Source organism: Picosynechococcus sp. PCC 7117 (assembly GCF_001693275.1).
Classification (GTDB): Bacteria; Cyanobacteriota; Cyanobacteriia; order Cyanobacteriales; family MRBY01; genus MRBY01.
The window spans coordinates 2,932,397-2,955,433 of the sequence record NZ_CP016477.1 but is presented as its reverse complement, the minus strand read 5'-3'; the positions used below and the strand labels follow the sequence as shown (position 1 = coordinate 2,955,433).

The window sequence follows — 23,037 nt, the reverse complement described above, 5'->3', positions numbered from 1 at the left end:
TTTTATAATATTAAATGCTCATAAATTACTTCTGATTCACACCATAGAGGCCCATGGAGTCGATTGATTTTATTAGCTAGTTGGAATTCATAGCTATTAGGTTTGTATTTTTTAGGTAACAGGATTTTATATTGCCAAGCTGCTGTACCTAATGTGTCGATACCTAATTGAGAAGTACCTAAGATAAAGCCGTTACCTTCCCAGATCTTATGGTCAATATGTAAAGCACTCAGAATAAAAGATAGAGCTTCTCTAGAGCCCTTATCCTTCCATATCAAGGTATAGGAATTAGCTAGTAGTAATCTCTTAGAATCTTCAGGCCAATTAGTATCCCAATATTCACCATAGAAGCCACATAACGGAGCTAAGAAGTCTAACCAGCTAGCATCACAGTTAGTAGGGTCTAATTGTCTAGGTAAATCGTCTACCTTAGCTTTATAATCTACTAACAATTGATCCCAGAAGGAGGTAATGTGATCGGCTACATTATTTTCTTTATATGAATCAGGTAATCTAGAATAAATAGGTCTACCTGTAGACCATGCTTCATAAGTATTCATAATTAAGGAGTAGGCTCAAAATCAGGGAATTCTCCAGCACCTCTATTCATTTCCCAAACAACACCCTCACTATCTATGAGAGTCATAGTGAGGCTATAAGCGTTAGGGAGAGTATAAGCATTAGGGAGAGCAATATTAGAGGTTAGATCATTTAACTCAAGGGATTGAATCTTATTGATGACTCCTGTTAATCTCAGTTGATATTCAACTTCATTCAGGATTACATCCTCATCTATTGGATAAGTAGAAGGATCTAAGTATTCTTGATAGGCTTGCCATAAATCATCAGCAGCTTCAGTAGGAGAAACATCTTCAGCTAATTCAGCAATGAGATCACCACTTACATTAATTAACTCCATAGGAGAAACATATAAGCTAGTACCTAGCTGAATCCTAGAAGATAAAGCTGATTTAACCTGAGTTAATTGAGCATCATTAGCAGGGTCTTTATTCGCATTGATGAGGAATAAGTGAACAGCTCCTAATACTCCTGGTTGTTTCTGAGCACCTAATAGACCAATAGCCTTACATCTAGAACCATCACCTAGTATTTCCTGAGCTGCTAATTCATAATCTGTAGCTGATACTAGATTCTTTAAATTCAATTGTTCTATAGCTCTTTTAATAGTGGTAGCTATAGGCTCTTCATCAGTACCTCCAGCAGCATTAGCGGTATTAGTAACCCCTGCTAAGAAAGTGAGAGGCTGAATAAAATTGTTAATAGAATAAGCAGGTAAATTGTAAGCACTACCTACCTCTTCAGCAGTAGCTGTAATAGAACCTTGAGTTAATCCTGGAGGAATAGTGAGAGTAGAGTCTGTAAAGTAACTGTACTTAGAAGTTACATCTACTACTTCAAATCCAGCAGGAATAACATAAGATACTGGTTGAGGAGCTGTAATAGAGAAGGTAAGAGTTACTTTAGCTTTAGTGCCTAAGTTTCTCTGTACTCCTGTCACTTTAAGGAAATCAACTACTAGAGCTAGAGGTAATTGGTTTGCATAGAATAAGAATTCAGCACCTGCAAACACTTGACCTTGAAGTATTGAAGCTAAGGGTGAATTCTCTGTAAAATCATTGAGAGTACCTTGAGAGGAGTTAAAAACCCTTACTCTAGCCTGTTCAAATAATTCCTCCTCATTTCTGTTATCTAATATGACTTCATCTAGTGGGATTAAGTTGTTAATATCTTCCATAGTTTATAAGGTAATTTCAAAGGAGGATTCTACATCTTCATAAAGCCAGTAAATATTAATAAGAACCTCTCCTAAATCATTTACTGTGCCGTTTACAGAGAATTGAGCTTCAGGGATATATCTATTTAAGCCAGCTAGTAGATCAGAAGTGATAGCTGTAACGTTACTTACATTGTCAAATAAATAATCATCTATCCCATATTCAGGACGCATTACTCTTTCATCCTTAAACACTTGTAAATAATGTAAGATATGAGATCTGATTCTATCAGCACCGCTTACTACTTGTAGACTGCCATTAGCTACTGTGAGAGGGAATTTAATTGTGTTTATTTCCATAGGAGTTAATAACCTTTATTAATTACAGTAGCTCCGTCAGAAGTGTCAGCTCCTACCACTACTACAGAAGTCCCATTAATGGTTAAATCAGAAGCATTTGATATATCAATAGAGTGACCATTAAGATTGAATTGATTGAGGTTATCTACACCTCCACCTAATCTAATACTTCTACCTACTGAATCAGTTACTATCACTTCTCCAAATTCAGTTAATAAAATAGAAGCTCCTGAATCAGTTTGTAGAGTAATTCTAGAACCACAATCAACAGTTAAATTGTCCTCTATTCTTCTATCTTCAGTTTGTTGAATTTGAGTGTTAAGAGTGCCTTCAATCTGAGTGTTAAGAGAGCCTTGAATTTGAGTATCTTTATCTCCTGGAATGGATTCAAATAAATCCTTAACTGGATCACCTTTATCTAAAGCAGGGTTAGTATCATTAATGATGTGTAGGTAGGCTCCCTTAGTCTCTAAACCATCAATATAAAAGATGATTACTGTTTGTCCTATGGGAGGTAATGGAGCATCTATAAAAGGATGGGAGCTTATTCTAATTAACCAATCACTTTCTAGATTAGGGTTTGAAGGTAGAGCTACTTTAATACGTCTTCTACCTTCAGGATCTTCATTATTAGTGACAATACCTAAGCTAGGGTAGGATACTCTATTAACAGTGTCTAATGCTATCTGACTAGCCGTTTCTGACTGTTTCCAAAGTTTAAATATTTCATTCATTATCTCAATTTCACATACTGCTCTGGGTTAACTGCTGTACCGTTCTTTCTAATTTCAAAATGTAGATGAGTACCAGTAGATCTACCTGTACTTCCTTCTATACCTACCGTAGCTCCTTGATTGATAGGAGCACCTTGATTAACTGAAATACTACTCAAGTGAGCATATCTAGTAGTCCAACCACCACCATGATCAATTACTACGATATTTCCATAGGAGGAATAACCATTAGAGCTATTACCGAAACCAGCGAAAGTAACAGTACCACTAGCAGCGGCTAGGATAGGCGATCCAGCTCCTGAACCTCCTCTACTACTGATATCTACTCCAGCGTGTAATCTTCCACCTCTAGGGCCATAGGGACTAGTAAATGTAGCATTAGGTAATGGGTTGATAAATTGAGGAGAGTTAGGATTAAATGAGGTAGCTTGACCATTATTAGTATTAGTAATTGGATTAGAATTAATAGCGGTAGTAGGTCTTTTATTCTTCAAAGGACTATACAGATTAAAGTTAGTAGTCATGTAACCTAAATCATAATTGTGAGTTACAGAATCAACCACCCAAAATCTATCTATTGTTTTACTGATATTTTTAGTTCTTAAAGGAGTATCAGGATCTACTAATAAAGCCTCTGGAGTAGTAGGAGCTGAAGCCTGAGCAGTAATTCCTTTAACTCTATTTTCATTGTCTACTCTGAGGTTATCCTCTTCAGTTAGAGCTTCAGTAGATTTAGGTTGAGGTTGAACTATAGGAGAACCAGTAACAGATAATTCATCTTGTCCTGTACCTATAGGATTTTCTTTCTCAGTCTGATTAATTTGACCTGTAGTAGGATCAATCTCATATTTCCTAATACCTGTTTTATTGTTAGCACCAGGAGTAGAGGATCTAGCTCCTCCAGATGAATCAGTAGAAGCAGTATGATTTAGAGTAAATTGAGTACCTAGATTGTCTCCATATTCTAAGAAGAATACTTCTTTATCAGCAGAAGCTTGATCTCTAGATCTGATATATAAGGTATTACCTTTGGTATAAACTCTATAACCTAATCTTCTAGCTTCAATCAGTAAGGCATCATAATCACTTTGTCCTCTTTGAGGAAAGTATTCATAAGTTGGCCCTTCATCTTCCATCTCTAGATTAAGACCATAATAGGAGGTGATTTTCTTAGCTAGCTTCCTAAGAGTGATATTAGTATAAGCAGTATTCTTAGATCTTCTAGTTAATACCCAGTTAGCCGCTTGACCTGAGAATTGTAATTCATCTGGTTTAAATAAATCATAGGTAATTCCAGTATGTAGGAAACTGTAAGCAACTATAGATTCACCATTGAATCCCATCTCTATCAATATCTGACCACCTGATCTAGAGGCTGTATTAGGGATATCCTGAATTACTCTAGTTCTGGCTATATCTCTAGAGCTAGCAGCATTATTTGTAGCAGTAGCTGGAGCTGATGTTACTCCTAGAGTAAATACAGTAGGTCTATGTCTTCTAAGGAAAGCTACCATACGATCTCTATCAGCTAGAGTAATAGTAGCTAAACAACCAGCAGTACCTAGAGCACCTCCATCATGGTGTAAACCTAATGCTGTTCTATTGGTGCTGAATTTAGGAGTGAGAGCAGCCCATACTCCACCTAATGCAGGATTAGCTACTAAACCTCCACTGGTGACAACAGGAGCTAGGGAATACTCACCTGAAGGTAAGGGAGCTAGAGAGCCGCTTACGTTCTCCTGTCCTGAATCTTGAGTGCTAGGTACACCAGAAACCATAGGGATGGTGAATTCTTCATCTACAGCCTTGAAGGTCACATTGTAGATATAAAGACCATTACTATTCTTAGTACCTGTTCTAGTCGCTGATACTAGCGGTAATCTTTGATTATTTTGACTGCTTATCTGTCTTGTAGTCTCTCTTACCTGACTGTTATTAGATAATCCAGCAAAGGAGGTCTGATCAAGATCAGGAGGATTAACCCATTGTCCAGGTGCTCCTCTACGTCTATTGACTTCAGCCTGAGCAGCATTCATATCTGCTTCTACCCATTCAATATTAACGTTATAAACACCTTGAGATTCAGATAAGCCTAGGGCTCTAACAGCACCAGGAGTTAAATCTATCTTTCTAGTAGGATGCTCCTGTAGAGGTCTAATAGCTCTACCGTTAACGTTAGCAAATGGGCCTGTATCTACAATTTTCACTAATACTGATTTCCCAGTATCAAGGCTAGTTACCTTCATTACTGAGTTAGCGTATTTAGCGTTATACATAGCCGCTTGATTGGCATCATAGTTAACAGTTCCATAAGTGCCAGTAGTGCTAGACAGTCTATAGTAAGTAGCCTGTACATTCTGATAAATAACTTGACCTACTGCTGTTTCAGCATTGCCAGTAGGACTACTAGCAGTATCAATAGGAGTAGAGCTAGTAACACCATCATCTACAGGATCTAATCCATCATTCTCCTCAACATAAGCTAGATACTTATCTATCAGTTTTTTATCAGGATCATATACGCTAAATTGACAATTAGATTGTAATGGCCCTTCTCCTAGAGTGACAGTACATCTCTGTAATTTACCATCACCAGTTATAAATACATCTTTATCTTCATCATCACTATTACCTAGGGTTATCCTTACATAGGGAGCTAATAAAGATTGAGATGGATTAGGGTTATTTTGATTGAACATATTAGAGCACCCAATTTAGCAACTGATAATCAGGTAGCTGAAGATCTGATAGATTTTCTGTAATTGAACTGAGGTCAAGACCCTCTAGGAGCTTACTCGTATCTACACCTAGAATCTTAGATATCAATTGAGCTTCTCTACTGTTTACTATTTCATTAACTCTAGATTCCACATTATTAACAGCAGAAGTAACTCTACTGGTAACTGAATCAATCTCAGCTTGTAATTCTGCTCTATTAGGTAAATCGATAGTAATCCCTGCTTCTAAGGGTTGAAAGATGTTGAGATCATTAACATAAGCGAGTTCTCTCCATTGGGAGTAATCACCTAAAACATCATTAGCAATCTTAGATAGAGAATCTCCTGCTGTGATGGTTAATTTATCTCCATTAGCATTGATAATCATTATTTCTGTATGTTATTGCTATCTGTATTAAATGAACCGTTAATGTAATCTCCAACAATACCTAAGACATTATTCTTAGCGTCTAGTATTGATACTCTTCCTTGATTTGAAGTAAGTAATCTGTAGCGATTAGCTTTTACTATTGGAGCTAATGTAGAGTTTAATTTTGAAGTGTTTGATTTAAGCCACTCATTAGCCTTTGTAGAGGCTGTTGATTTCTCTCTGTCTGTTAGGTCAGGATTAGTATTAGGAGTACCTTGTTGAGCCTGTTGAGGGCTTCTAGTTGAAGGATCAGGTATTTCTAGAAGTTTGATGTCTAATCTAGCATCAGCTACTAATCCATCTAACCAAGCTGTTTCATTCCAATTGAGATTAGTGACTACACAAGGGCCAAAGGAATCAGAACCCCAAACAAACTTAACAGGAGTAGGTGTATATTTCTCATTGATAGGATCAGCTACCATTAAATCCTGTATTCCTTGAATGATAGATTTAACAGTTTTACCTTGAGAATGAGTTTGTAGGAGTAGGTTACTCAGATTTAATTCTAAACCAGAGGAGTATTGATATTGTTGAGAAGGTAATGAAGTTAAAGCCGCTACTCCTTCAGCATATCTAGCTGATCTGCTGTAATATTTCTGCTCAGGATTAAATAAGAACTCAGCTACTACATTACCTTGTAAATCTGCTAGATGAGCAAAGATACCTTCTACTTTACTAGCGGCTTCAAGTTTGTTTAATAATTGTTCATTGATCATAATTAAATAACAGGAGCTGTAGAGTAACTTTGACTGAATCGAGCATACTCTCTACTGATAACTCTCATCACTTCATCAGCTATCTGTTGAGGATTTCCATTCTGAGAATTAACGGTAATACCACCTACATTAAAATTGATAGCTTCTCTTCTACCATTAAGAGCAGATAATATAGTTGATTGTTGTGCTCTGTTGAGGATAATTTCTGAATCATTAGCGACTACTAGATTAGATCCACCTGGAGCATTATTGAGTTCTCTCTGTGCGGCATTCAGAAGAGAGGAGAAATTCATTCCAGCATAGGAATTACCTACTGAAGCATTACCTACTGTTGGGATATTAACACCAGGAATTCTATTAATGAAGCTGGTTACATTATTGATAGCTGAGGTGATTCTACCTACAAAATTGTTAACTGCTGTCTTAACTCCATTCCAACGGCTATCAAATACACTTCTAACTGATTGCCAAGCATTCTTAACAGCATCTACAGCATTAGTTACAAGGTTAATAACACCTGAGAATCTCTCAACAAATCTATCCTTTAGATTGTTAATACCTTGACCTATTAAAGCAATCCATCCTTGAATACCTTCAATGATGAAATCAAATAAGGCTCTAGCAGGTACTCTCAATAGAGCAAAACCTAATCTAAATAAACCGATAATACCAGAGACAACATCACCCCAATCAGTGCTAACTAATATTCCAGCTATATTAGTAAATACGGCTTGAAGCCCTTCTTTTAGTAAATTAGTAGCTCTATCAGCAATACCTTCTACAGTAGCTCCATCATTAAGATTACTGAGGAAACCAAATGCTCTATTTAGTACACCTGAGAAGTATTGAGATAATCTAAATCCTATTCCTTCTCCAGAGAATAGATTCTGTAGATCAGGTAAAGAGAGGGTACTAAGCCATCTGTTCAGACTGTCTAACCATCCTCCAATTTTACCTAGACCATTAGCTAAACCCTCCATAGGGTCTACTTCTATACCTAATTCCTGAAGAATACGATTAAGGTTAGTGATAACTCCATCAGAACCAAAGATCTTCATCATCACTCTCTGTAATGAAGCAAAGACACTTTGATTACCTTCCATATCCTCATCTAAATCTCTCATCAAACCAAAGATTCCAGAGGTCTGATCAAATAGACTAGATTTAAAGCCCTCCCACATACCAGAAACAGAATTACTAGCAGCAAAGATAACATCATCTGTTACTAACTCATTCTGAACAGCTTGAAGGATAGTAGCTCTCTCTTTAGCGGTTAACTCCTCTAACTTCTTACCTGATTCACTCAGCTTTTTCTCTACAATTGCTAGGAAAGCAGGGTTAGCTTCAGCAAACATTAGATTCTTCAATTCAGACATTGAAGATCCACCTAAGAATTTAGCAGTGAATTTAGATACATCACTAGCAGCAACATTAGAAGCAGCTCCTAAGACACCTAAACCTACTGTGATATCTTCTAACCCATCTACAAAGGATCTCTCATCTAGGACTCCAGAAGCATCAGTAAAAGCAGGAATTAAATTGTCAGATATACCTAGGGCAATATCTTTATATCCTTGAGTAGTCCCTGGTAATGAAGCAGCAGCATCAGCTAATTTATTGTTTAATTCATCTACTAACTTACCAGCATCACTAAATGATTTACCTGTAAGAGCAGCTATAGAACTAGCAGCGGTGATACTACTCTGTTGAATTTGAGCACTCTCAGCGATTGTACCCTTAAGGAAATTGAAAGCACCTCCAACAGCATTCTTAATAGTATCAGCTAATAAGTTACCAGCGGCTACACCTGCTACTAAGGATTGATTTAGACCTTGGAATACCTTAGTAGCTTCATCCTTAGCAGATATCGTAACTATTACATTGTTATTATTACTCGCCATAATTATTCAAAATCACTATTATTTATTCCCCATTCATCTACTTTTGAAGGTCTATTAGATTCAGTGTGGTCTACATAAATAAACAGATGATATAGACACTCGGATATCTCCATATCTAACATCTGGAAATAAGCAGGGTTAATGTGACCACCTGTAGCCGCTATGATGCTTTTACTTAAATGAGGGAATGTAAAATATCCAGAATTCTGAACATTAAACATTACTTGATTTTCTGCTGAGATAATCAAATTTATCTCGAAAAAAGGACATAGAGGCTCCTATACGCTCAATATCCTCAATCTCTAAGAGGTCTACTAATTCTTCAAAACTGATGCTATCTTTATCTCCAAAAGAGGTGATACATAGAGAAGCTAACTTAAGAAAGATAAAACTCTCAGTCTTATACTCTTCACTAGCATGATTAATAAAGCTATCTAACAGTAAAAATTGTTTAGCTTTAGGTGATTTAATCTCTACTGGAGTACCATCAATTAAACTGAATTGAGCCGTCTGAGTATCAGGATTGAATTTAGCTTGAAATTCATCACTATTAGGTTTAGTCTCTACGGGAGCTTCAACTACTTTAGGAGGCTTACGTTTAGGTGTTGTCATATCGATAAAAAAAGCCCTCAGTTAATGAGGGCTTATTAGTTAAATTTACTTATATTCAGCAGCTTCAAGACTGAATTCAATCTTAAGCATTGTAGTCTTAGTACCATCAGAGGTATCAATACCTTCAGCAATAGTGAAGTTTTCAATTCTACAGCCTGTTAAATCCCAAGCTTTATTACCTCTAAATTCATTAGTACCATTAGAAGAGCTCACTCTTTTAATGGGTCTAAGACGGAAATCAAATGGAGTCCCATTCTCATTCTGTTTAATGAAATCAATTACTACCTGATCAGCTTCAGGATCATGAGGTTTACCGATAGTAACATTTTGATATTCTTTTAAGCCACCTTCAGTCTTTCTAACCACGTTAGATAAACCATCATTAAAGGAGGAGGATTTACGGGACAACTTAATACCAGAGAACTCAGTGAAATATACAGGAGTTCCACCACTATTAAGACCTTCAATAGTTAACAGGTAGTCTGAGTTATTGATAGGATTTATAGAGTCTAGTCTAGCCATTATACGTTAAATAATTATTGATTAGTTTAAAGGAGTGAAAGCCACCTGATTTTCATTTTGAGGTAAAGTTCCAATACTCACTCTGATAGTAGAAATCAGCAATTTCTCCATAGCGGGAGCTGGTACTACATAAACCTCTAGTAATACATTCCCTTGTTCTAATTCTTCAGGAGTATTGTTTTCAAAATCACATTTAACTTCAAAGGCTTCTACTTCAGTAGCACCAAATAAAGCTTTACCTCTCCAGAGTCTAGAACAGACCTTAGCAGCGGTTTGAGAGATGCTATTTAATAGGACACCTTGACCATCAATAACGCTGAACAATTCATTATCAAAGCCCTTACGGAGAGTACCGTTAAGAACATTCATGATCACACGGGTATTGATGAATTTGTAGAATTCAGAGCTGGATCTAGTTCTCATGCCCCAAACTACTACACCCTTATTTCGTAGATTTCTGACTACGTTAATACCATCAGGATTAAGAGTGTCTTGAACTTGAGTAGAAACCTTAGTAACTACATCTTTAACTCCTAATACAGGGAATTTAGCACCAGCAGGAGGTTGTTGGAATCCTTCATCCTTGAAGCGTCTAGTAGCTACACCAGCTACACCAGCAGAAGCAGGTACAACGCCATCTTCTAAATCAACTAAATGAGGGTAGAAGAAAGAGCTATGACCTTGAGGAGAGTTATAGAGAAGACCTTCAGCCTTAGCTTGTACAGGAGTTAAGCTAGCACCAGCATCAATAAGAGCTACCCAATCAAATTGGTCATTAGAAGCGTGTGCTTCCATTGCTAAACCTACAGACAATCTATCAGATTGATCAGTTAGGAGAGTGAAGGCTTCAGGAGCAATGAGGAAACCTTGCTCATAAGCGTCTTCTACATCAAAACTATTCTCTATAGCGTAGACATAATCAATAGAACTAGGAGAGTTAGGAGTGCTATCAGCAACGCTCATGTTAGCGTTAACAGTGACAGTAAGAGAGGTATCTAGAGGATCATCTACTCTTACTACTAATTCATCAGTAGCAGCTCCTGAAGAGGCTGTTACAGTGTCAGCTTCAGCAGATAGGTTAACAGCGCTGATTAATTCACTAGCAATACTGTCTACAGTATCGCCAATCTGAGCAGTATAAGTAACATCAACTCCATTAATAGTAACTGTATAATCAGCTCCCTGAGTTGCAGTATCTACAGTGACAGTGAAGCGTTTAGCAATAGGAGCATTGATGAAGTAGAGAATACCTCTACGATCATTTCTGAAGAATAGCTTAACAGCATTCTCAGAGGGACTAGCTCCAAATACGTTAGTAAAATCCTCTAAGGAGATTACTTGAGTAGGTGTTAGAGTAGCTCCAGTTTCAGCAGATCCAATCATGTAAACAGTCTGATGAGATGCTATTTCTAGAGATCTATAACCCTGAGTGCTTTCTACTACTCTCACACTAGGGCTTAAAATATTTGAAAAAATGTTAGTTGTCATTTGCAGTAATAGTTATTACGGTATCTTCGTTAAAAGTAGTGTTGTCTAATCTTGAGAATTCAGGTTTAGCTCTATTAACTTGAATTTGAAGCTGTTGAAGAGTTCCAAAATCGGAAATGTCAGGAGGTTGTAAATCTCCTACATCAGGTAGCTCAGTAGTCCTAAAGGTCACATCAAATCCAAAGTTTAAATAAATAAGCCAATCTCCAGACATATCATCAGATCTAGCTACTGATAGAGAATCTTCTATCTCAGCAGGTAGGATTAACTCAATTCCACCAGGAGGCTCTAATAATGCTTTTATATGGATAGTAGAAACTATTCCCTCTAAGGATCTCCAGGGAAGATCATTAAAAGGCATCACTTCAGGAAAGATATAAGCTATACGGTAAGTAAACCTAGCTGAAGTCTTAATGCTGTTCCTACCATCCTTAACATGGAAGATGTTCTGTACAGGTAATTCTATAGCTGTATTAGCAGGGTATTCTTGATCATCTATGACGGTATAAAGTACATCAGGATAATCTAAATCCCAAGCATGAATAAGAACCTTTGAAGATATAAACGCTCTTAGATCATTTCTTACTGTTTGTATGTTCATCTCTTATCCCTCTCTCTAGTAAGAATGAGCTTCCACACTACAGGATCTTCATCAATAACAAAGACCAATTTGTAGGAGTAGTCATCTATCTTTTTAGTTGCGGGATCTTGGTAGATGATTTGATTTGAAGGATCTAAAGAAACATCTACATAAAATCTAACAGTGCTTTTATCAGCAGGGTTAAATATTTCTTTAGGATAAGTTCTAGGTATCTCTACTTGTAAATCATTAGCCGATATGAATATAGAATCCATACCCTCAATTGATACCTGTAGATTTGAATAGCGTGGTTGAACTGTAGTGATATAGGGCTTAGGGTTGATAACTGTATCAGTAGTGATTACTTTCTTTTGATCAGGATCATAGGTCTGAGTTCTTAATACTAGATCTCTCCTCTGAGGAAGCCCTAATTTAGTTTCTATGCTAGCCATTCTTGACTCTATTGTAGCTAGCTTACTATATAGGGTCATAGCTTTTCTTTAATACGTTTCGATATATTTAAAGCAGCGGCTTTTCTGATTTCAGGAATAGATCTACTAACCATAAATCGTCTAGGTTCTACATATTTAGCGTAGAATACAGGGTTATCAATAGTGGCTTTAGTTGGATTATTCATGTAGTTATACCAACCAGCTCTTAATTTACCTGTCTTAACAGGAGTTCTATCACTGATGGTAGCTCTAGCCCATAAAGCTGTAAAATCTATAGCTGGTTCAATAATTTCCTTCTCAAAGTTAAACCCTGATTTAAAAATCTTTCCAGTTGTTTTTATTGTGAAGGACATATTGTTACCAATAAGAGACAGTAGGAGATACTCTATTAACTGAAGGACTAGGATTGTATTTGTTGTAGCGGATACTTATATCTAGGATATGAGTTAACTCCATTAGTAATCTTGTTCCTTCAGATTTAAGGTGTCTTACATGAGCACCATAAGATAATTTAGATCTCCCACTTTCTCTAACAAAGCTAGTATCTAAAGCTTCATCCAGTAAAAGGTCTATCTGCTCTAATTGATCTATTAATTTGATAACTTGATCATAGATAGCTTGAGAATAAGGGGAGCTCAGTTTATCTCTTACTACTAAATCTACAGTCTGATACCCTGCTATTCTTTCAATGTTTTCTATTTGAGATTGAGATAGGGACACGGACATTATTTTAATAAATAAAAAAATGAGGATAGATTAAATCCATCCTCATAGATGACTGATTTAAAATTAGAGTTTACTGAGTGATGAAGTCTAGAGCAGATACACCTTTCAAGCGGTTAGCTACTTTGAGTTGACCTTTAACGTAGATAACGTACTTCTCAGCATCAGGATTATTAGAAGGTAAAGCACTTACAGCTACCTGCATACCATTCTGATTAGCGGTGTTATTTTGCCCAAAGGTGTAGAGGGTTACTTCAGGTTCATTAACAAAGTAAAGGGTATTAGCGGTACAGTAAGGGTCTTGGATGATGGGTCTACCAGCGTAGGTTAAACCAGTGTATCCAAGATCAGCTTGACCAGCAGGAAGATTGTTATTGATGCTGACATTAGCAGCAAAGACTTCTTTATATCTAGCTGCAATCTGAGGAGTGGTATATACAGCAGTAAAACCAGTACCTACAGAGGTAATAGCAGCTTCATGATCGAAAAGAAGAGTAGAAGTTAAGGCTCTATTGGAAACATCAGTAGATAGAATGGATTCCCAGAGAGGATAAGTAGCAGGGTCAATACCAGCGTAGGCAACATCTTGAGTTACAACAGCCTCTAAACCAACAACACCACCATCACCAGCAGTACCAGCACCTGTATAAACAAGATCACTCATGGATTCCATGAGAGCTCGGATACCAGATTGAACTTCATAACCAAAGAGATCGCGTAGAGCACCCTGTCCAGCGGCTCTAGCCTGAGCAATATCTTCTTTCTGTACTTGGAAGCTGTGACGTAAACGGTTATCACCGATGCTCAATTGAGCACCTACAACAGCATCATCAGAGAAAGTAGAAACATCAGCAGTAGTAGCTTCACCAGTTACACCAGCACCACCAGCGTTAACATTCCATTTGATTACCTTCTGAGAGATAACACGCTTGGGTAAGCGGTTGAGCATGGGATACAGACCCAAGGGAAGAGAAGCAATTTCTTCTTCTACTACTAATTGGAGAGACTTAACGGGATCGATAATTACGGACATAGTTTAAAAATTAATATTGTGAAAAAGCTTCCATTAAAGCTTCACCTGCTTTAACGGGTTGATTAGGATTAGGACTCATATTTTTTACTTCTGTAGAGCCAGATCCTTGAGTGTTTGAAGGTGGTAGATAGAATTTACCCTCTTCAGAATTGAGATAAGAATCCAAGGCATCTTGTAAAGAAACAACATCATCTTCTCCCTTATCTACATACCAGCTACCGTTTTCTTCTTTAATGTAGCCGCCATACTCTAGATCAAAGAGTTTCTGTAATGCTTTAGGGTTTAAAGCTTTTGATTCTGCAATTAGTTGATTGATCGCATTGTTTTTCTTAGCTTTAAAGGTTTCTTGATCCTTTTCTGCTAACTGTTTTCTCATATCCTCTAATTGCTTCTCTAAAGACTTAAGACTTAACTTTTCACCTTCTACTTCAGGGTTATCTTGAGGAGAAGTGCTAGAGGCTTCAATCTTCTCTAGTGTTTTCTTAACTTCTTTACTGAGACTAGCCGCTAATCCTTGATTAGCTTTAGTGTATTCCTCTCTAAATTCAGAGAGCTTATCATCTAACTGGCTAGCAACTAATGCTTGAATTTCTTCAGGAGTCATAATTAAAAATCTTATGTATCTTGGTATTTAATAAAAATCTCTCTCCAAGTTAGAGAGTAATCTGGTTTGTGGAGGTTAACCAGTTCCTCTATATATAGATTTTGTCCAAGTTTTTAACTTAACAACATGGAATCAATCTGATTGTTGATCACTTCTTGTTGTTCAGGATTGATATTACCTACATACTTGGATATTAAGGAGCTATACATTACCTTATAAGCTTCATTGGGTAGATTGAGTTTTAAAGCTTCAAAATTGATCTTTGATAACTGATCTAATTTCTTGATATCACCATCTAAAGAGTTATTTTCAAAGTTAGAGAACCCAGTAACTGATATGTCTAGATTCTCTCCTAATGCTCTAGCTACTAAATGTAATAGTTGCTCATAGGCTTTGATGAGTAATTCACCATGAGCTCTCAGAATGCTCTCCTCCTTATAGAAGTCCATCTGTTTAGATTCTCCAGATTGGGCTATAGCTCCTTTATTAGAGGAGAAACCACCTTGAGATACTAAATCCTTTACTTGATCTTCTATCTGGCTTAGAGAGTCCATGAGGTGAGGTAGGATGTAACCATGAGGCTCACTCCAATCAAATTTCTCTAACTCTAAAACGTGCTGTAATCCTGTAGGTAAAGGTTGATCAGCAGAATCAATATGAGATACCTCAAAGTCATCATCAGGTAAATTGATCTTCTTATAGGTTCTCTGGAAATAAGCCATAGTTAATAGATCATACTTAGCACAATCTATTCTCAGGTGTTCTAAAGCCTTTAGAGCCGCTTGATCTGCTACCCATAACTCTTCAGGTATCTCTACCTTAACTACAGGTACTTCTCCATATCCATGAGCTACACTGCTAATCTGAGTTACTTGGGTTTCATCATTGATAAATTCATCATTTATCTGCTCTATTTCACCCTGACTATTTAATTTAACGGTAGCTTCATACTTAGTGATGTGCTCATTGTCGATAATAGTCCAAATGACTTTAGTAACAGGAGGTAATAGAGGATTAATTGATTCTTCTACTACTTGTCTTACTTTGATCCAATTCAATTTACCTGAAGTCTCAGACCAATTGATTACCTGAAACGGGCTATATAGAACAGTATAAGGACGTAAACCTAACAATTGCTCCTGAGCTCTATTTAAAGGCTCTACAAGGCTCTTAGGTTTATCTAGATGAATGTAGACCTTCTTAAACTTTAAAGCCTCTCTAAGGACTTGTGAGAGTAGGCTCTTTTCATGTCTGTTAGCTAAATCAGTATTAGTTCTGAATTCATTCCATAAAGGATTATCTGATAATCCAGATACCACTAGAGAACCATTAGACACCTTGGCTACTTGATCATTGATAGCAGAGCCTAGGATGTTTAGATAGGTGAATTTGTTGATTCTACTACGGTAGGTAACAGGATCTTCTCCAGGTCTAGCAGGTAAGAATTCCTTAACTACAGATTTAAGCTTATAGCCTCCTGAAGTTAATAGATCTATCTCTCTTAAAGCTGAATCATATCTATTGTATTCAGGATGCTTACTCTCTAATGGAGATAGAGATATAGTTTGGGGATATAACATTATTTTTGAAGTATCTTCTTATATAAACTGGTAATTACATAGCGGCTAGAATCTAATATGTGTATTCCTTGATTCTTAGCTGGCTTATTAATGAGTTTTCCATAAATATCAGTATCTCTGTGATAATTCTCATACTGAGAAATTACATCTTTGAGAGTGGAAAGGATAAATAATCTGTCTTGATAGAATAAGGAGTTGATCATATCGCAACCATCCATCACTCCTATCTCATTTCTACTAACAGATACAGCTCTTCTTAAACCGTTAACTCCTCTCTTAACTCCTAGTTTTCTAGCACTAATAATAGAGCTAGGTCTGTCATCAGGCATATAGCAGCGATACACATTATATTTATCACAATACTGAATGAGCTTCTCTAGGAATTCATCCTGAGTAATAGCTGCTTTACTGTGGTTATACCAGGAGTCAACTATATAAAATCTCTGATAATCGTGACTGAGAGCAATAACTGATAAAGCTGGATTTGTTTCACCCCAATCTACACCAATATAATAAGATAATTGATCACTATCTACAGGTTTGGTGATCTTGTGATGGTCTTTGAATTGATCAAATATCTGACCTTCAAAATCCTCAAAGCTGGCTCTAAATTCTTGATTGTAGGTCTTAGGAGGTAATGTCTTTTTAGCTTGCCTTAAGAAGGCTCTAGGAACAAAGGGATTATCTTTAGTAGTGTAGTGGAAATAATTCCAATTCTCTTCAACTTTAGCTCTCAGATGGAAATCATATAACCAGTGATTCTTACCTTTGGGAGTTCCAATCATCAGAGCACTACTGTTAGGAGTATCCGATAAAGCAGGATAGATTACCTCTTCCCATGCTTTAGGAGAGAAATCCTGTATCTCATCTACTCCAGCCCAATATATTTTTAAACCTCTAAGACTGTCTCCATGATTATCAGCACCTCTGATGAGAATATCTGGCTTCTCTCCTTTCAGTTTGATTCTGAAATCACTCTTAGATATGTTCTCTATGAAAGGTTGCCTTTCTAATAATCTGAGTAATGGTTCCCAATGGATAGACCTACAGGCTTTTAATGTAGGCATCACTACTAACACTACAGGAGGTGAAGCAGGATCAATAGAGCCTTGAAAACTCATTGCTTTAGTGATAGCAGTGGTTAATAATAAGCGGCTCTTTCCTAATCTTCTACCCGCTACTACTAACTTAAATCTAGCTGGATCATCAAATACCTCTTTCTGTGCTTTATGTAAATTGAGTTTTAAGGAAGTCATATTTATAATTCATCATCAGACTCTAAATCATCCTCTTCATCATTTGGAGTAGCTTCACCTATTTGTAGGTTGTAAATAGCTGATTTCTCATTATCCTTACCCATCTCAGATTTAATAGCTTTGAGGGCTTCAATAGCTACCTTATGATCCTTCTTGATGATTTCTACAATCTCACCTTTAGGAGAGTTCACTTGATGTTTATAGCCGTTAATATTCTTGTGGACTATATCCTCTAAGGCTAGGATTCTATTAGTACGACTATGGAGAGTAATAAACCCTACTTCATAGGCAATCTCTAGAGTGAGAGCCTCTGAATCTTTGAGGTCATCAATCCTATCTTTAACTCTTTCAATTGCTTTACTGAGCTGGTGATCCTTGAGAGGAAAACCATATTTATTCTCAAACATCTCACTGATCTGCTCTAACTCTAGAGAGGGTGATAGACTCAGTAGCAGGAGAATAAATTGATCATGTCTTTTAGTTAGTCTGTTTCTCTTATTTTTATTCATATATAAAAAAATGAGAGAAGCAGGGCTCTCTCATCACTTATCGATATCTATTAATAGGTTTTGTCCAATTAAAGAAGCTTTAACAATGTATAACTGATGCTATCTTTAGCCTCAAAATAGACTTTCCATATCCAATTGTGTAACCCATCAAACTGTTTACTGTTCTGATTGGGTAACACTTGATAAATGTAATGGTCTGTAATGTCTACTAAGGATTCTTCATCTCTGAGGATGATGTACTTCATTATCTTTTTATCTATTTCAGTTAGGAAGCTGAAACAATAATCCATCTCTTCAGTGGTTACTTGTCCAAATAAAGAGTTAGAAGGATTGAGGTTTCTAGGATGCTTATAGAGATTAGGTAGATACTCCTCTACATCATCTAAGCTATTGAGGAAATATAGTTCTAATACGTCTACTAAATCGGATTGATCAATATAGGAATGTTGAGTTGAGTAAGGCATAGTAGTTAAGCGGCTTGAATGAGTACGTTTTCAAATATGTATTTCCAATCTTTATCAGATCTAGAACACTCAGAATAAGTGAGAGAGTCTAACTGTTTGTTGGTAAATAGAATGTTGTCTCTGTTTTCTAAATCGTGTTTTAGAATGAGTTCATCATTGTGACAAATCCACTCTCTAAGAGACTTCTTATGATTTAGATTCAGTAGATTTCCTTCTAGGTACTCTTTAAGGATGGTTCTCACTCCATTCTTAGTTTTTAAGCTGGAGTAGTTCTTTCCGTAATGTTTGGAAAATCTATAGCTCAAAGTAGATCTAGGAATGTTAGTCATTTTGGAAATAGTCCTTAAGTTGTTGCCTTTGAGGAATAAAATAAACAGCTCTTCAGTAGTTGGTGATTTCATTAATTCCTTCAAATTAGTTACTATTACTATATAACTAAGTAGTTGTTGAAAAGTAGGCAATAAAAAAACTCCCTAGATGATTAGGGAGTTGGGAGGGAATCGCAAACAGCTTTTATTGAGTGTCAAATTGTAACAAAACTCTTTCTTCGATTTATGAGGTATTTACTATAATGGTGCTCATGATTTTCAAGATCTAGTCTGGAAATCAATCTCAAGGGAGTTACTTACAATGGGTTGTCTTTCAGTTTTAATCGGATTTATTTTTTTCTTGACAATTGGAACCGCGTCTACTTGCCATGGAGAACACGTCAGGCTTGGTCTAGCCATTATATTTGTAGTTGCTGTTCCATTTTTTTTGAGCTTCCTGGCTGATATAAAAAAGACACCTGAACAACTCGATAAAGAATATGAGGAAGCTAAGAAATTAGAGCCTTATATGAAGATAGCAGCACTATTGATAGCACCTAGATCCTATAATAAAGTACGTGCTCGACGAGGCCCTGGTGCTGGTTTACTTGGAGCTGCTGATAACTGTAATCTGGATTCTTGAGGACTTTTTATTAGCTTCTTAATGATTGAATTGTTCTTAGGTAGAAGAGATTCTACAAAATAACCATCTCCAGATTTATCATGCTTCTGTTTAGCCTTTTCTAATAAGAAGAGAGAGAGCTGTCTACCTGTCATAATGCTCACATCATCTAAGTTCTGAACATAGGCTAGAGCTTCAGGACTACCACCTAGAGGACTAACAAAGATGATAGAGGTATGTTCTCCATAATTGTCCTTAGCTAACTTGAGATATTGTTTAGCCTCTATGGTGTTGATTACATCCTCATAGGTGATCATATTGGCTTTTAATTCATAGATGGTAACTACCTTACCTTTAGTTCTATGAGGCTGTTGATGGATTAAATCAAAGCGTCTGTGCTTACATTTACTATCGGTAGTATCTAAGATACTTACTTCAGACTTTAAGGTGTAATTAGTGAGAGAGGAGAGATAAGTGAGAGCAGCATGGAATTCTAACTCAGTGGAATAAATAGATTTAGTATCAGAGAATTGAGCTATTTGAGTAGAGGTAGCTCTCTCAATTGCTTTAGCTCCTAATCCTTGGAAGTCCTTAGCGGTATCACTAGATCCCTGTACTAAATATGAATAAGCTCTCTTCCAATCAACTACTAGGAGAGAATTGATTCTACCTAGAGATTCTCCATACATAGCGTGATAGATTTTCTTTAATTTATTAAGGTCATTGGCTGTTACCTTATATTCCTTACCCGCTAATTTGGTTGAATCTGACGACCGCTGTTTAGTAGCGGTCGTGGCTTTATCACTCCAATTCTTTCTATAATCTTCTACATCAAGTCCCTTAGCTTCAGACAATTGAGAGGCTATGAAATAAGCTCCCTTACCTTGAGTAGAAGGAATCCACTTGAGGGAATATTCAGAACAATATTGAACTAAATCCTCTAATATTGAAGGATCAGCTTTAGGGTTGAGAGCTAAAATGCTATTTTTTAAATCAGACATCAGTTTTACTTTCGTTTTGTAACTGTATGTCCTCACTATACGGATTTAAAGTGTTAGAAAGTAGGCAGATTGTTAGACAACAAAAGACCTCCTGCTGATGAAGAAACAGGAGGTTTGATGTTGATTAAACTAGGGGTATACGAAAAATCGAAGAGCACTCAAAGCTATACAGGGTGAGGGTTTGAGTGTATTTAGTGTTTTACTTATTACTTGTCCTCTCTTCTCTCCCCTGTTCTCCCTTTCTCTCCTCCCTATTCCTCCTCCCTAATCTGACGATTTAATTTACTCTTTATTGTGATTTTCAATTTACTTTTTTATTGTCTCGCTTGTACACTAAGAAAGCTAGCCCTCAATTGAGAGCTAGCCTATGTCTGGTTATTCAGTTATGTCATCTAGGAGATCGTCTAGGAATCCATCTGAGTAGGGATCTAGATCGTGTTCTACGATGTAGTCTATTCTTCTCTTATGGAAGTCCTCAATAATCTGATCTCCAGAGGGTCTTTCTTCAGTTTTGCTAGGAGAGAGTTTAGTAGGTGGATCTTCAGAGAGTTCTTCAGATGTTTCCCCTAGTAGAAGCTCTAGGAGTCGATGATCAGGGTTGTTATAGTGTTCAGCTAGATAGTGTTCAGCTAGATACCCATGTCTCTCTGAATAAAACATCTCAGCCAACAGATCGCCTCTGGTGAAATCATCTCCTCTTTTTTCTTGGAGATGTCTTTCCCAAGCAAGATCTAGGTACAACTCGATATCTTCATCAAAGCTGATGGCATCAGCAAATCGATAAAGCTCCTCAAAATCGAAGACCATGTGGCCTTCTGCGTCTGTCTCACACGCTAAGAAGTAGGTTTCTCCTGTGTGAGGATTCTGAACACCGTCCTCAACGCAAGCTAAGAGCTCTTGAGGATCGTTAAACCCTAGGCGGGTCATGACCTCGCTGAAGGATAAGTAGTTTGTCATGATTAATTTTGAAATAATTCATAATGTGTACCATTTTGACTAAAGGTGCTTGGTGTTGACCAAGCCCGCCTAGTCTAACGCAACGGATCACAAAATGCTACATATTGCTCACTTTCTGTTTTGGAATTTCTGATACAGTAAGGGCATCAAGATAAAGACAGGTTATTGATAATGGCAGATAACGAAGTGCTTGAACAGATTGAGGAGATCCTCAAGGAACTACAGGACAAGACCAACCAAATACTAGAGAGAGTGGATCGGATAATCGAATATTTGGATTAACACAAATTTAATCAAAATGGTGTTTTAGTCTACAATTTTAAACCTTCACCTAGAGTCAGTACATTGTTACTGGCTCTTTTCTTATCCATGAAGGAGGCTATTTAGTTGTCTAGGTCTTATCTATCAATATGAGGCTATCTCTCCTCAGAGGCTCTATATTCCCTCTCAGAGATTTTATAACCTTTCATTTATCTGTTGTTTATCATTAATAAGATATTGTTATCAATGATGTCTCTGAATTGGAGCTGAGAAATACGGGAATTGTCGATAATTATCGGTAATACTCTATTGAGAATAAGATAGCTTCAAATGCTAATAAAATCGTTCCTTATTGCAAAAATAGGGTAGATCTGATATACTAAAAACAGTGGAAAGCCTTATGATATCTAGGTTCCAATGCTGGAGCTTAAGTAAAGTAAGATTATCATAAGCTAAACCGCTAAAATGTAGAGAAAATAAAGATTTGCGCGATCGCCGATTATGGAAACATCCCTGGCTAGCCTTGGCCCTTTTTCCGTCCCTGCGGACAATCCGGACATTCTGAGTCAACTCCTTGAGAACCAAAAATCGCCCCATACCTGGCGAGCCTACAAAAAAGATATTCGTGATTTTTTTCGGTTTGTGGCCGATGCCAACGAACCCACACCGCTCCTGGTCGAAGCCTTTCTGAATCTGGAGCAACCCCAGGCCCTCGCCCTCGTTCTGCGCTACAAAAATCATCTACGGGATGTCCGCTGCCTCAAGGAAGCCACCATTAATCGTCGTCTTGCCGCCCTCAAAGCATTGGTTCGTTTGGCGAATCAGTTGGGGCAATGTCGCTATACCCTCGGTGGCATCAAAGGAGAAAAGGTCAGTCGCTATCGGGACACCACTGGGATTTCACAAACTGTTTATCGACAAATTTTAAAAATTCCTAACCAGAAGACCATCAAGGGAAAGCGTGATTACGCTATTTTGAGATTGCTCTGGGATAATGCGCTGCGGCGTAATGAAATTGTCCAAACCAACTTAGAAGATTTAGACCTCGAACGGCGATCGCTCGCAATTTTAGGTAAGGGAAAAGGCCGCCAAAAACAATGGGTCACACTCTCTGCCGCAACAGTGACAGCCCTTAAAGCTTGGTTAGCCGTCCGTCCCGGATCTAAAAATAAAATTCAGCCATTATTTGTTGCCCTTGATCGCGCTCACCTGGGCCACCGTCTCACGGGGACAGCTATTTACCAGTTAGTCCGGAACACAGCCAAGGCCGCAGGCGTCACAAAATTATTATCACCCCACCGCATTCGTCACTCTGGGATTACGGCGGCCCTTGATGCGACCAATGGAGACGTGCGTAAGGTACAAAAATTTTCTCGTCATGCCGACCTCAATACCTTGATGATTTATGATGACAACCGCAGGGATGTCCAAGGGGAAATTACAGATCTCTTGGCGAATTTGATCTAGGGGCT

At 37.3% G+C, this 23,037-nt stretch carries 24 protein-coding genes; 1 reads left to right on the top strand and 23 read right to left on the bottom strand.

The window, feature by feature from the left end:
- Positions 1-2: 2 nt before the first annotated feature.
- The 23 genes from AWQ22_RS14110 to AWQ22_RS13990 all read right to left on the bottom strand — a co-directional run bounded on the left by AWQ22_RS14110 (position 3) and on the right by AWQ22_RS13990 (position 21,304).
- On the bottom strand, positions 3-560 hold the full coding sequence (locus tag AWQ22_RS14110) for a phage tail protein (RefSeq protein ID WP_065711509.1): 558 nt from the start codon (positions 558-560) through the stop codon (positions 3-5).
- 2 nt (positions 561-562) lie between these two features.
- Positions 563-1,756 carry a baseplate J/gp47 family protein gene (locus AWQ22_RS14105; protein ID WP_065711508.1) on the bottom strand — a complete coding sequence of 398 codons (1,194 nt, stop codon included), beginning with the start codon at positions 1,754-1,756 and terminating at the stop codon, positions 563-565.
- Between the two features lie 3 nt (positions 1,757-1,759).
- On the bottom strand, positions 1,760-2,095 hold the full coding sequence (locus AWQ22_RS14100) for a hypothetical protein (protein WP_065711507.1): 336 nt from the start codon (positions 2,093-2,095) through the stop codon (positions 1,760-1,762).
- 5 nt (positions 2,096-2,100) lie between these two features.
- On the bottom strand, positions 2,101-2,829 hold the full coding sequence (locus AWQ22_RS14095) for a hypothetical protein (protein ID WP_065711506.1): 729 nt from the start codon (positions 2,827-2,829) through the stop codon (positions 2,101-2,103).
- The gene (locus tag AWQ22_RS17325) at positions 2,829-5,528 is read right to left on the bottom strand and encodes a peptidoglycan DD-metalloendopeptidase family protein (protein ID WP_065711505.1); all 2,700 of its coding nucleotides are present in this window, start codon (positions 5,526-5,528) and stop codon (positions 2,829-2,831) included. Before AWQ22_RS17325 ends, AWQ22_RS14095 begins: the two co-directional genes overlap by 1 nt.
- Position 5,529: 1 nt before the next feature.
- Positions 5,530-5,934 (bottom strand): LysM peptidoglycan-binding domain-containing protein, encoded by a 405-nt coding sequence (locus AWQ22_RS14085; RefSeq protein WP_065711504.1) that lies wholly within the window; start codon positions 5,932-5,934, stop codon positions 5,530-5,532.
- Positions 5,934-6,692, bottom strand: a complete 759-nt coding sequence (locus AWQ22_RS14080) for a hypothetical protein (RefSeq protein WP_065711503.1) — start codon at positions 6,690-6,692, stop codon at positions 5,934-5,936. Before AWQ22_RS14080 ends, AWQ22_RS14085 begins: the two co-directional genes overlap by 1 nt.
- Before the next feature lie 2 nt (positions 6,693-6,694).
- On the bottom strand, positions 6,695-8,593 hold the full coding sequence (locus AWQ22_RS14075; RefSeq protein ID WP_065711502.1) for a hypothetical protein: 1,899 nt from the start codon (positions 8,591-8,593) through the stop codon (positions 6,695-6,697).
- Between the two features lie 213 nt (positions 8,594-8,806).
- A complete protein-coding gene (locus AWQ22_RS14065) occupies positions 8,807-9,205 on the bottom strand; it encodes a hypothetical protein (RefSeq protein WP_065711500.1) in 399 nt (132 codons plus the stop codon).
- Positions 9,206-9,250: 45 nt separating this feature from the next.
- A complete protein-coding gene (locus AWQ22_RS14060; RefSeq protein ID WP_065711499.1) occupies positions 9,251-9,727 on the bottom strand; it encodes a hypothetical protein in 477 nt (158 codons plus the stop codon).
- A 21-nt stretch (positions 9,728-9,748) separates the two neighbouring features.
- Positions 9,749-11,215, bottom strand: coding sequence for a phage tail sheath subtilisin-like domain-containing protein (locus AWQ22_RS14055; protein WP_065711498.1), 1,467 nt, complete (start codon positions 11,213-11,215; stop codon positions 9,749-9,751).
- Positions 11,205-11,816, bottom strand: a complete 612-nt coding sequence (locus AWQ22_RS14050) for a hypothetical protein (RefSeq protein WP_065711497.1) — start codon at positions 11,814-11,816, stop codon at positions 11,205-11,207. The genes AWQ22_RS14055 and AWQ22_RS14050 overlap by 11 nt, the downstream gene beginning before the upstream one ends.
- Positions 11,813-12,286, bottom strand: a complete 474-nt coding sequence (locus AWQ22_RS14045; RefSeq protein ID WP_065711496.1) for a hypothetical protein — start codon at positions 12,284-12,286, stop codon at positions 11,813-11,815. Before AWQ22_RS14045 ends, AWQ22_RS14050 begins: the two co-directional genes overlap by 4 nt.
- The gene (locus AWQ22_RS14040) at positions 12,283-12,600 is read right to left on the bottom strand and encodes an HK97 gp10 family phage protein (protein WP_065711495.1); all 318 of its coding nucleotides are present in this window, start codon (positions 12,598-12,600) and stop codon (positions 12,283-12,285) included. The genes AWQ22_RS14045 and AWQ22_RS14040 overlap by 4 nt, the downstream gene beginning before the upstream one ends.
- A gap of 4 nt (positions 12,601-12,604) precedes the next feature.
- On the bottom strand, positions 12,605-12,973 hold the full coding sequence (locus AWQ22_RS14035; protein WP_065711494.1) for a hypothetical protein: 369 nt from the start codon (positions 12,971-12,973) through the stop codon (positions 12,605-12,607).
- Positions 12,974-13,043: 70 nt separating this feature from the next.
- Positions 13,044-14,003 carry a phage major capsid protein gene (locus AWQ22_RS14030; RefSeq protein WP_065711493.1) on the bottom strand — a complete coding sequence of 320 codons (960 nt, stop codon included), beginning with the start codon at positions 14,001-14,003 and terminating at the stop codon, positions 13,044-13,046.
- A gap of 10 nt (positions 14,004-14,013) precedes the next feature.
- Positions 14,014-14,607 (bottom strand): hypothetical protein, encoded by a 594-nt coding sequence (locus tag AWQ22_RS14025; RefSeq protein ID WP_065711492.1) that lies wholly within the window; start codon positions 14,605-14,607, stop codon positions 14,014-14,016.
- A 113-nt stretch (positions 14,608-14,720) separates the two neighbouring features.
- On the bottom strand, positions 14,721-16,187 hold the full coding sequence (locus AWQ22_RS14020) for a hypothetical protein (RefSeq protein ID WP_065711491.1): 1,467 nt from the start codon (positions 16,185-16,187) through the stop codon (positions 14,721-14,723).
- Entirely contained in the window at positions 16,187-17,443 is a 1,257-nt protein-coding gene (locus tag AWQ22_RS14015; RefSeq protein ID WP_065711490.1) for a phage terminase large subunit, read from the bottom strand. The genes AWQ22_RS14020 and AWQ22_RS14015 overlap by 1 nt, the downstream gene beginning before the upstream one ends.
- Before the next feature lie 2 nt (positions 17,444-17,445).
- Positions 17,446-17,952: a hypothetical protein gene (locus AWQ22_RS14010; RefSeq protein WP_065711489.1), complete on the bottom strand. Its 507-nt coding sequence runs from the start codon at positions 17,950-17,952 to the stop codon at positions 17,446-17,448.
- Between the two features lie 68 nt (positions 17,953-18,020).
- Positions 18,021-18,416, bottom strand: coding sequence for a hypothetical protein (locus tag AWQ22_RS14005; RefSeq protein ID WP_065711488.1), 396 nt, complete (start codon positions 18,414-18,416; stop codon positions 18,021-18,023).
- A gap of 872 nt (positions 18,417-19,288) precedes the next feature.
- On the bottom strand, positions 19,289-20,347 hold the full coding sequence (locus AWQ22_RS13995; RefSeq protein ID WP_157094639.1) for a hypothetical protein: 1,059 nt from the start codon (positions 20,345-20,347) through the stop codon (positions 19,289-19,291).
- A gap of 375 nt (positions 20,348-20,722) precedes the next feature.
- On the bottom strand, positions 20,723-21,304 hold the full coding sequence (locus AWQ22_RS13990; protein WP_065711485.1) for a hypothetical protein: 582 nt from the start codon (positions 21,302-21,304) through the stop codon (positions 20,723-20,725).
- Between the two features lie 762 nt (positions 21,305-22,066).
- Here AWQ22_RS13990 and AWQ22_RS13985 point away from each other — a divergent pair.
- On the top strand, positions 22,067-23,032 hold the full coding sequence (locus AWQ22_RS13985; protein WP_065711484.1) for a tyrosine-type recombinase/integrase: 966 nt from the start codon (positions 22,067-22,069) through the stop codon (positions 23,030-23,032).
- Positions 23,033-23,037: the final 5 nt, after the last annotated feature.

What these genes read in the sequence shown, in the direction of transcription:
- AWQ22_RS14095 (WP_065711506.1), bottom strand. Translation starts at nt 2,829, where the DNA reads ATGAATGAAATATTTAAACTTTGGAAACAGTCAGAAACGGCTAGTCAG.
- AWQ22_RS14035 (WP_065711494.1), bottom strand. Translation starts at nt 12,973, where the DNA reads ATGTCCGTGTCCCTATCTCAATCTCAAATAGAAAACATTGAAAGAATA.
- AWQ22_RS13995 (WP_157094639.1), bottom strand. Translation starts at nt 20,347, where the DNA reads ATGTCTGATTTAAAAAATAGCATTTTAGCTCTCAACCCTAAAGCTGAT.
- AWQ22_RS14055 (WP_065711498.1), bottom strand. Translation starts at nt 11,215, where the DNA reads ATGACAACTAACATTTTTTCAAATATTTTAAGCCCTAGTGTGAGAGTA.
- AWQ22_RS14085 (WP_065711504.1), bottom strand. Translation starts at nt 5,934, where the DNA reads ATGATTATCAATGCTAATGGAGATAAATTAACCATCACAGCAGGAGAT.
- AWQ22_RS13990 (WP_065711485.1), bottom strand. Translation starts at nt 21,304, where the DNA reads ATGACAAACTACTTATCCTTCAGCGAGGTCATGACCCGCCTAGGGTTT.
- AWQ22_RS17325 (WP_065711505.1), bottom strand. Translation starts at nt 5,528, where the DNA reads ATGTTCAATCAAAATAACCCTAATCCATCTCAATCTTTATTAGCTCCC.
- AWQ22_RS14060 (WP_065711499.1), bottom strand. Translation starts at nt 9,727, where the DNA reads ATGGCTAGACTAGACTCTATAAATCCTATCAATAACTCAGACTACCTG.
- AWQ22_RS14025 (WP_065711492.1), bottom strand. Translation starts at nt 14,607, where the DNA reads ATGACTCCTGAAGAAATTCAAGCATTAGTTGCTAGCCAGTTAGATGAT.
- AWQ22_RS14050 (WP_065711497.1), bottom strand. Translation starts at nt 11,816, where the DNA reads ATGAACATACAAACAGTAAGAAATGATCTAAGAGCGTTTATATCTTCA.
- AWQ22_RS14030 (WP_065711493.1), bottom strand. Translation starts at nt 14,003, where the DNA reads ATGTCCGTAATTATCGATCCCGTTAAGTCTCTCCAATTAGTAGTAGAA.
- AWQ22_RS13985 (WP_065711484.1), top strand. Translation starts at nt 22,067, where the DNA reads ATGGAAACATCCCTGGCTAGCCTTGGCCCTTTTTCCGTCCCTGCGGAC.
- AWQ22_RS14075 (WP_065711502.1), bottom strand. Translation starts at nt 8,593, where the DNA reads ATGGCGAGTAATAATAACAATGTAATAGTTACGATATCTGCTAAGGAT.
- AWQ22_RS14040 (WP_065711495.1), bottom strand. Translation starts at nt 12,600, where the DNA reads ATGTCCTTCACAATAAAAACAACTGGAAAGATTTTTAAATCAGGGTTT.
- AWQ22_RS14005 (WP_065711488.1), bottom strand. Translation starts at nt 18,416, where the DNA reads ATGCCTTACTCAACTCAACATTCCTATATTGATCAATCCGATTTAGTA.
- AWQ22_RS14015 (WP_065711490.1), bottom strand. Translation starts at nt 17,443, where the DNA reads ATGACTTCCTTAAAACTCAATTTACATAAAGCACAGAAAGAGGTATTT.
- AWQ22_RS14065 (WP_065711500.1), bottom strand. Translation starts at nt 9,205, where the DNA reads ATGACAACACCTAAACGTAAGCCTCCTAAAGTAGTTGAAGCTCCCGTA.
- AWQ22_RS14080 (WP_065711503.1), bottom strand. Translation starts at nt 6,692, where the DNA reads ATGATCAATGAACAATTATTAAACAAACTTGAAGCCGCTAGTAAAGTA.
- AWQ22_RS14100 (WP_065711507.1), bottom strand. Translation starts at nt 2,095, where the DNA reads ATGGAAATAAACACAATTAAATTCCCTCTCACAGTAGCTAATGGCAGT.
- AWQ22_RS14105 (WP_065711508.1), bottom strand. Translation starts at nt 1,756, where the DNA reads ATGGAAGATATTAACAACTTAATCCCACTAGATGAAGTCATATTAGAT.
- AWQ22_RS14045 (WP_065711496.1), bottom strand. Translation starts at nt 12,286, where the DNA reads ATGACCCTATATAGTAAGCTAGCTACAATAGAGTCAAGAATGGCTAGC.
- AWQ22_RS14020 (WP_065711491.1), bottom strand. Translation starts at nt 16,187, where the DNA reads ATGTTATATCCCCAAACTATATCTCTATCTCCATTAGAGAGTAAGCAT.
- AWQ22_RS14010 (WP_065711489.1), bottom strand. Translation starts at nt 17,952, where the DNA reads ATGAATAAAAATAAGAGAAACAGACTAACTAAAAGACATGATCAATTT.
- AWQ22_RS14110 (WP_065711509.1), bottom strand. Translation starts at nt 560, where the DNA reads ATGAATACTTATGAAGCATGGTCTACAGGTAGACCTATTTATTCTAGA.